General features: G+C 72.1%; 2 protein-coding genes. Both read left to right on the forward strand.

Features of this window, described 5'->3' with window-relative positions; translation table 11 throughout:
- The first annotated feature begins 108 nt into the window (after positions 1-108).
- Positions 109-6,594 (forward strand): type I polyketide synthase, encoded by a 6,486-nt coding sequence (locus GAS53_RS45480; RefSeq protein WP_151483658.1) that lies wholly within the window; start codon positions 109-111, stop codon positions 6,592-6,594.
- Positions 6,591-9,309: type I polyketide synthase (locus tag GAS53_RS45485; RefSeq protein WP_151483664.1), on the forward strand; the 2,719-nt coding region annotated here is incomplete at its 3' end. The genes GAS53_RS45480 and GAS53_RS45485, both read left to right, overlap by 4 nt.

A 9,309-nucleotide genomic window follows, 5' to 3' on the forward strand; every position in this document is an offset into this window, starting at 1 on the left:
CAAGTCCCAAGAAAATATAGGGAATCCCTGTATCTGAGAGGGCCGCCGCGGGATCTAGCAGGTTGACCACATGGTTGCCGGCAAGAGCCCGAAGGTGGGGGAAACAGCATGGCCCTCGAGAAGCCCGACATCGTCGGAGCCCTGCGCAAGTCGCTGAAGGAGACCGAGCGTCTTCGCCGTCAGAATCAGCAACTGCTCGACCAGGCGGCAGAGCCCCTGGCCATCGTGGGGATGAGCTGCCGCTACCCGGGAGGGGTGACCTCGCCGGAGGCCCTGTGGTCGCTGGTGGCCGAAGGACGCATGGGGATCTCGGAGTTCCCCGACGACCGCGGCTGGGACCTGGACAACCTCTACGACCCGGACCCGGACCACACCGGCACGGCCTACACGCGCCACGGCGGATTCCTTGACGAGATGGCGGAGTTCGACGCCGAGTTCTTCGGCATCAGCCCCCGCGAGGCACTCGCCATGGACCCGCAGCAGCGGCTGCTGCTCGAGGGGGCCTGGGAGGCGTTCGAGGACGCGGGTCTCGACCCGCTGACGCTGAAGGGCAGCGACACCGGCGTCTTCTGCGGGCTCATGTTCTCCGACTACCAGTTCGTCGCGAGCCTCAGCGACCGGCGGCCGGAGATCGAGGGCTACCTCTCCATCGCGTCCTCACCCAGCGTCGCCTCGGGACGTATCAGCTACACCTTCGGCTTCGAGGGGCCCGCGGTCACGGTGGACACGGTGTGCTCCTCCTCCCTCGTGGCGATCGACCTGGCAAGCAAGGCCCTGCGCGCCAAGGAGTGTTCGCTGGCCGTGGTCGGCGGAGCGACGACGCTGGCCCGGCCCAGCGCTTTCGTCGAGTTCAGCCGCCAGCGCGCCCTGTCGCCGGACGGGCTCTGCAAGGCGTACGCGTCCGCGGCGGACGGCGTCGGCTGGGCCGAGGGGATGGGCCTGCTTGTCCTGGAGCGGTTGTCCGACGCCAAGCGCAACGGGCGCAGGATCCTGGCCGTCGTGCGCGGCAGCGCCGTCAACCAGGACGGCGCCAGCAACGGCCTCACCGCGCCCAACGGGCCTTCGCAGGAGCGGGTGATCCGGCAGGCGCTGGCCGGCGCCGGGCTGTCACCGTCCGACGTGGACGCGGTCGAGGGGCACGGAACGGGAACGCCGCTCGGTGACCCGATCGAGGCGGAGGCGCTGCTCGCGACCTACGGCCAGAACCGGGAGACCGGCCCGCTGTGGCTCGGCTCGATCAAGTCGAACTTCGGCCACACCCAGGCCGCGGCCGGCGTGGCGGGTGTCATCAAGATGGTGATGGCGATGCGGCACGAGACGCTGCCGCCCACCCTGCACGTGGACGCGCCGTCCCCGCACGTGGACTGGGCGTCGGGCGAGGTCGCGCTGCTGACCGAGGCCCGGCCGTGGCCCGCGGGGGAGCGGCGCCGTCGTGCCGGCGTGTCGTCGTTCGGCGTGAGCGGCACCAACGCCCACGTGATCCTGGAAGAGGCCCCGGAAGAGGAAGCGGCGACGCAGTCGCACGAGCCGACCGGCGTCCGGCCGCCCGTTCTCGTGCCGATCTCGGCACGCGGCGATGCGGCACTGCGCGAGCAGGCCGACCGCCTGCGGGCGCACATGATCGACCGCCCGGAGCTGGACCATCTGAACATCGGCTTCGCCCAGGCGACCGCGCGCGCCCACCTCGAACGCCGCGCCGTCGTCGTGGCCACCGACCGGGGCGCCCTGCTGACCGGCCTGAGCGAGCTGAGCACGGCCGAGCCGGCCGCGAACGTGGCGGAGGGCCAGGTCGTCGGCTCGGGTGTGAAGCCGGTGTTCGTGTTCCCGGGCCAGGGGGCGCAGTGGGTGGGCATGGCGGTCGAACTGCTGGACTCCTCGCCGGTGTTCGCGGCGGAGATCGCTGCGTGCGGTGAGGCGCTGAGCGAGTTTGTGGACTGGAAGCTGGAGGACGTGCTGCGTGGCGTGCCGGACGCGCCGACCTTCGAGCGGGTTGATGTGGTGCAGCCCGCGTTGTTCGCGGTGATGGTGAGTCTGGCGGCGCTGTGGCGGTCGTACGGTGTCGAGCCGTCCGCTGTGGTCGGGCATTCGCAGGGTGAGATAGCTGCCGCGTATGTCGCGGGTGGTCTGTCGTTGCGGGATGCGGCCCGGGTCGTGGCCGTGCGCAGCCGGTTGGTGCGTGACCGGCTTGCCGGGCGGGGCGGGATGATGTCCGTCGCGCTGCCGGTGGACCGGGTGGAGGAGTTGCTCGCTCCGTATGCGGGCCGTGTGTCGGTCGCTGCGGTGAACGGTCCGGCGGCGGTGATCGTTGCCGGTGATCCGGGTGCGCTGGATGAGGTGTTGGCCGTCTGTGAGCGGGACGGTGTCCGGGCGCGGCGTGTCAAGGTGGACTACGCGTCGCACTCGGCGCAGGTCGAGGTGATCGAGGCCGGTCTGCTGGAGGCGCTCGGGCCGGTGGAGCCGATGAGCGGGCGTGTGCCGTTCTACTCCACGGTCACGGGTGGTTTCATCGACACCGCCTCGATGGACGCCGGGTACTGGTACACCAACCTGCGCAGCCCCGTCGGGTTCGAGCCCGCCATCCGCGCGCTGATCGACAAGGGCATGGGCTGCTTCGTCGAGGTGTCGCCGCATCCGGTGCTGACGATGGCGGTGGACGAGACCGTCGAGGCGCAGGACGCGAGCGGCCGGGTGTCCGTGGTCGGGTCCCTGCGGCGCGACGAGGGCGGACTGCCCCGGTTCCTGCTCTCCCTCGGCCAGGCGCACACCGCGGGTGTGCGGATCGGCTGGGAGGCGGTGTACGCCGGTACCGGCGCGCAGCGCGTGGACCTGCCCACGTACCCCTTCCAGCGGGAGAGGTACTGGCTCACGCCGTCTGCCCAGGGCGGTGACGTCGGGGCGGCCGGCCTGGACCGGATGCGGCACCCGGTCCTGGCGGCGGCCGTACAGGTCGCCGACCGCGACGAGTGGGTGTTCAGCGGCCGCTTCTCCACCGAGTCGCAGCCGTGGGTGCGCGACCACGTGGTGTTGGGTGCGGTGATCGTGCCGGGCGCCGCGCTCGTCGAACTCGTCCTCGCCGCGGCCCGGCACCTCGGCTGCGAACTCATCGACGAGCTGATCTTCGAAGTCCCGCTGACCCTCGATGAGGGCTCCGCCCGGCACATCAGGGTCACCGTCGGCCGGCCCGGGGAGGACGGCCGCCGCGAGGTCGCCATCCACTCCCTGCCCGAGACCGGGACCGAACCGGACGGCGCACGGCAGACCGTCAGGCACGCGCGTGGTTGGCTGGCCGCAGAGGCCGAGCCCGCGGCGCCCTTCCCCACCCACTGGCCGCCGGTCGCGGCCGTCGAGGTCTCCGCCGACGCCCTGTACGAGCGGCTGGCCGACATCGGGCTCGACTACGGCCCGTTGTTCCAGGGCGTGCAGGCAGTGTGGCGCAGCGGCGCCGACGTGTACGCCGAGGTGGCACTGCCGGAGGACACCGCCGGCACCGCCGTCGACGGGTATGCCATCCACCCGGCGCTGTTCGACTCCACGCTGCATGTCGGCATGGTGGACAAGGACCCCGGCTCCGCCCCCGACCTGCCGTTCTCCTGGACCGGCGTGCGATGCGGAAGCCGCGCGTCGTCCCGCGTGCGCGTCCGCATCGGCGGCGCGGGCGAGTCCACGTTCCGCGTCGACGTCGTCGACGAGAACGGCGAGATGGTCGTCGCCGTCGACAGCCTCGCCGTACGGCCCGTGGACCCGGCGCAGCTGATGCGCGCCCGGGGCGAGCAGAACACCCTCTTCCAGCTGGAGTGGGCGCCGGTCACCGGCACGTCGTCGCAGGCCCGCGTCGCGGTCCTCGGCGACCAGGACGCGCAGGGCGAGCACTATGCCGATCTGCAAGCCCTGGAGGAGGCCCTCGCCGAGGGCGCCGCCGCCGTGGACATGGTGCTCGCCGAGATCGAGATCCCGGCCGGCGAGGACCCCGCGCACGCCGCGAACCTCGTCGCCGAGCGCACCCTCGCCCTCGCCCAGCGGTGGCTGGCCAGTGAATGGCTCGGCGAGGCCACCCTCGTCGCCGTCACCCGGAACGCGGTCGCCGTCGGCGCCGAGTCCGTCGACATCGCCCAGGCACCGGCGTGGGGTCTGCTGCGCAGCGCGCAGACCGAACATCCCGGCAGCTTCGTACTGGTCGACACCGACGGCGGCGCCCAGCCGGACTGGGCCTCGCTCGCCGACCTCGGCGAGCCGCAACTGGCCGTACGCGGCGGCGCGTTGCTCGCGCCCCGCCTGGCCCGCCCGGCCGACGGCCCGTCCGGGCAGGGCTGGCGGCTGGGCAGCACCGAGAAGGGCTCCCTGGAGAACCTTGCCGTCGTGCCGTCCGACGACGCCCGCCCGCTCGGCGTCGGCGAGGTCCGCATCGCCGTCCGCGCCGCCGGCCTCAACTTCCGCGACGTGCTCATCGCCCTCGGCATGTACCCGGGCGAGGCGCCGCTGGGCAGCGAGGCCGCGGGCGTCGTCCTGGAGGTCGGCTCCGGTGTCACCGACCTCAAGCCCGGCGACCGGGTGTTCGGACTGGTGATGGACGCCTTCGGCCCTGTCGCCGTCGCCGACCGGAAGACCGTCGCGCCCATGCCGGACGGCCTCACCTTCGCCGAGGCAGCCGCCATCCCCGTCGTCTACCTCACCGCGTACTACGGCCTGGTCGACCTCGCCGACCTGCAGTCCGGCGAGAAGCTGCTCGTGCACGCCGCCGCCGGTGGCGTCGGCATGGCCGCCGTTCAACTCGCCCAGCACCTCGGCGCCGAGATCCTCGCCACCGCCAGCCCGGCCAAGTGGGACGCCGTGCGCGCCCTGGGTGTACCCGCCGAGCGCATCGCCAACTCCCGTGACCTGGGCTTCCGCGACGCCCTCCACGAGGCCACCGACGGCACGGGCGTGGACGTGATCCTGAACTCCCTGGCGGGCGAGTTCGTCGACGCGTCACTGGAACTGCTGCCGCGGGGCGGCCGGTTCATCGAGATGGGCAAGACCGACATCCGCGACCCGGAGGCCGTCGCCCAGCAGTGCGCCGGCGTCCGCTACCGCTCCTACGACCTGCTGGAGGCGGGCCCGGACCGCATCCAGGAGATGCTCGTCGAGATCGCCGCCCTCTTCGAACGCGGCGTACTGACCCCCTCGCCGATCCGCGCCTGGGATGTCCGCCGCGGCCAGGAGGCGCTCCGCTACCTGCGCGAGGGCCGCAACGTCGGCAAGGTCGTCCTGACCGTTCCGGCGCCCCTCGACCCCGAGGGCACCGTACTGATCACCGGCGGCACAGGCGGCCTGGGCGCCCTGTTCGCCAAGCACCTCGTCACCCGGCACGGCATACGCCACCTGCTGCTGGTCAGCCGGCGCGGCCCGGCCGCCGACGGCGCCGCCGAACTGGTCACCGAGCTGGCAGCGCTAGGCGCCCAGGCACGCGTGGCCGCCTGCGACGTCGCCGACCGCGAGCAGGTCGCCGGCCTGCTCGACTCGCTCGAACACCCCCTCACCGCCGTGATCCACACGGCCGGAGTCCTGGCCGACGGCGTCATCGAGTCGCTGTCGCCCGAGCAGATGCGGCACGTCATGCGGCCCAAGCTGGACGCCGCGTGGCACCTGCATGAGCTGACCTCTCGCATGGACCTGTCGGCGTTCGTCCTGTTCTCCTCCGCCGCAGGTCTCCTCGGCAACGCGGGCCAGGCCAACTACGCAGCCGCCAACGCCGCCGTCGACGCCCTCGCCGCGCAGCGGCAGGCGGCCGGTCTGCCCACCCTCTCCCTGGCGTGGGGCCTGTGGTCCGACTCCACGGGCATGACCGGCGAGCTGGACGAGGCCGACCTCGCCCGCATGGAACGCACCGGCATCGGCGCCATCTCCAGCCACCAGGGCCTGGAACTGTTCGACCAGGCCCTCGCCTCCGAGGCCGCCCTGCTGGCCCCGGTGCACCTGGACCTGTCCGTACTTCGCAGCCAGGCCCGGTCCGGCATGCTGCCCGCCCTGCTCCGCGGCCTGGTACGAGCCCCCGCGCGCCGCGCCGACAACGCCCGGTCGCTGGAACGGCGGCTCGCCGGGGTGCCCGAGGCCGACCGCGAGCAGGCCGTACTCGACCTGGTACGCATCCAGGTCGCGTCCGTACTCGGCCACGCCTCGCCCGACGCCATCGACCCCGAACGCGCCTTCAAGGAACTCGGCTTCGACTCCCTCGCCGCGGTCGAGCTGCGCAACCGGCTCAGTCAGGTCGCCGGCATCCGCCTGCCCGCGACGCTCGTCTTCGACCACCCCACCCCGATCGAGACCGCCCGGATGATCCTCGCCGAGGTCGGCGGGGCCACCGCCGTCCAGGACTCCTCGCCGCTCGACGCGGAACTCCAGCGACTGGAGGCACTCCTGATCGCCCTGTCCGGGCACGAGCAGCAACTGGCCAGCGCCGAACCACGCCTGCGCTCCCTCAGCAACCGGCTGCGGACCCTGCTGAGTGCCACCGGCAACGGCCAGGACGACACCGACGACCACCTCGAAGAAGACCTCGACTTCGTCTCTGACAGCGAGATGTTCGACATGATCGACAAGGAGCTCGGATCCGCATGACCGGAAAGACTGACGACGGCCGAAGCGGATCGACGAGCGACGAGCAGAAGCTCCGCACATACCTGCGTCGAGTGACCGCCGAACTGCGCACCGCCAACCGGAGGGTGCGCGAGCTGGAGCAGCGTGACGTCGAGCCGATAGCGATCGTCGGCATGAGCTGCCGGTTCCCCGGCGGGGTGTCCTCGCCGGAGGAACTGTGGGAGCTGGTGGCGTCCGGCCGGGACGGCATGGGCCCGTTCCCGACCGACCGCGGCTGGGACCTGGAGGGCCTCTACGACTCGGACCCCGATCGCCCCGGCAGCGCCTACGCGACCGAGGGCGGCTTCGTCGACGGCGTCACGTCGTTCGACGCCGACTTCTTCGGGATCAGCCCGCGTGAGGCGCTGGCCATGGACCCGACGCAGCGGCTGACGCTGGAGGCGTCCTGGGAGGCGCTGGAGGACGCGGGCATCGACCCGACGACTCTGCGCGGCAGCGACACCGGCGTCTACGCCGGCACGGTCTCGTCCGACTACGGCCCGTCCACGCTGCCCGAGCTGGAGGGCTTCCGGGTCACCGGCACGCAGAGCAGCGTCATGTCGGGCCGCGTCGCCTACAGCCTCGGCCTGGAAGGCCCCGCGGTCACCATCGACACCGCCTGCTCCGCCTCCGCCGTCGCCCTGCACCTCGCGGCGAACGCACTGCGGGCCGGCGAGTGCTCCCTCGCGCTCGCCGGCGGTGTGACCGTGCTCGCCGGGCCCTTCCTGTTCGTCGAGTTCAGCCGCCAGCGCGGTCTGGCCCGCGACGGCCGCTGCAAGCCCTACTCGGCGTCGGCCGACGGCACCGGCTTCTCCGATGGCGTCGGCCTGGTCGTCCTGGAGCGCCTGTCGGACGCTCGGCGCAATGGGCGGCGCATCCTCGGTCTGATCCGGGGCAGCGCGGTGAACCAGGACGGTGCGAGCAATGGCCTGACCGCGCCGAACGGGCCTTCGCAGGAGCGGGTGATCCGGCAGGCGTTGGCGAGTGCCGGGCTGTCCCCGGTCGAGGTCGACGCGGTGGAGGGTCATGGCACGGGTACCAAGCTGGGTGACCCGATCGAGGCGCAGGCGTTGCTGTCGACGTACGGCCGGGACCGCGAAGGCGATCCGCTGTGGCTGGGGTCGATCAAGTCCAACATCGGTCATACGTCGGCCGCGGCCGGTGTTGCCGGTGTGATCAAGATGGTGATGGCGATGCGGAACGGCGTGCTGCCGCCGACTCTGCATGTGGATGCGCCGTCGCCGCACGTGGACTGGGAGTCCGGCCGTGTCGAGTTGCTGACGGAGGCGCGGGAGTGGGCTGCGGACGGTCGTCCGCGCCGTGCGGGTGTTTCGTCGTTCGGCGTGAGCGGCACCAACGCGCACCTGATCGTGGAGGAGGCTCCGCCGGAGGAGGAGCCGGCCGGGGACGCTCCGGCCCAGGACGTCCGGCCCGCAGGCGCGGTGCCGGTGGTGCTGTCCGCGCGGACGGATGAGGCGCTGCGGGCGCAGGTGGAGCGGCTGCGGTCGCATCTGGCGTCGCGGCCTGAGGTGTCGGTCGTGGATGCGGCGTATTCGTTGGTGACCTCTCGGGCGCTGCTGGAGCGCCGGGCCGTGGTCCTTGCCGGCGATCGGGACGAACTGCTGGCGGGATTGGGGGAGGTGTCGGCCGGTGAGCTGGCTGTCGCGGGTAAGTCGGCGTTCTTGTTTACCGGTCAGGGCTCGCAACGCCCCGGTATGGGGCTGGAGTTGGCTTCGTCGTTCCCGGTGTTCGAGCGGGCGTTGAGCGAGGTGTGTGCCGCGGTCGACCCGTTGCTCGGCCGTTCGCTGCGCGAGCTCCTGGCCGAGGACGGCGACGTGCTGGACTCGACGGAGTTCACGCAGGTGGCGTTGTTCGCGGTGGAGGTGGCGCTGTTCCGGCTGGCCGAGTCGCTCGGTGTGCGTGCGGATTACCTGATCGGGCATTCGGTCGGTGAGATCGCCGCCGCGTATGTGGCGGGGGTGCTGTCGCTGGCCGATGCGGCTGAACTGGTGGTGGCGCGTGGCCGGTTGATGGGTGCGCTGCCTGCTGGTGGGGCGATGGTGGCGGTTCAGGCTGCCGAGGCCGAGGTGGCGGGGTCGCTGGCCGGGTTTGCGGGCCGGCTGGAGATCGCCGCCGTCAACGGGCCGCTGGCCGTGGTCGTCTCCGGTGACGAGGACGCCGTGGAGGAGTGGCTGCCGCAGTGGCAGGGGCGTAGGACGACCCGGCTGCGGGTCTCGCACGCGTTCCACTCCCCGCGCATGGAGCCGATGCTCGAGGAGTTCCGGGCGGTCGCGGAGCGGTTGACGTATGCCGAGCCGCGTATCCCGGTCGTATCGAACGTGACCGGCGAGCCGGTGTCCGCCTTCGACGCCGACTACTGGGTGCGGCACGTGCGTCAGGCCGTCCGGTTCGCCGATGGGGTGCGCACCCTGTGGGATCTCGGCGTGCGCCGGTTCCTGGAGCTGGGCCCCGATGCGGTGCTGTCCGCGATGGCCCGGCAGTGCATCGAGGACACCGAGGCCACGTTCATCCCGGCCCTGCGGGCCAAGCACGACGAGAGCGACACCTTCGCCGGCTTCCTCGGCCGTGCCCACACCGTGGGTGTGGGCGTGGACTGGGAGGCGTTCTACGCCGGTACCGGTGCCCAGCGCGTGGAGTTGCCGACGTACGCCTTCCAGCGCGAGCGGTTCTGGCTGA

The organism is Streptomyces albicerus, assembly GCF_008905045.1.
GTDB classification, from domain to species: domain Bacteria; phylum Actinomycetota; class Actinomycetes; order Streptomycetales; family Streptomycetaceae; genus Streptomyces; species Streptomyces albicerus.

What these genes read in the sequence shown, in the direction of transcription:
- GAS53_RS45480 (WP_151483658.1), top strand. Translation starts at nt 109, where the DNA reads ATGGCCCTCGAGAAGCCCGACATCGTCGGAGCCCTGCGCAAGTCGCTG.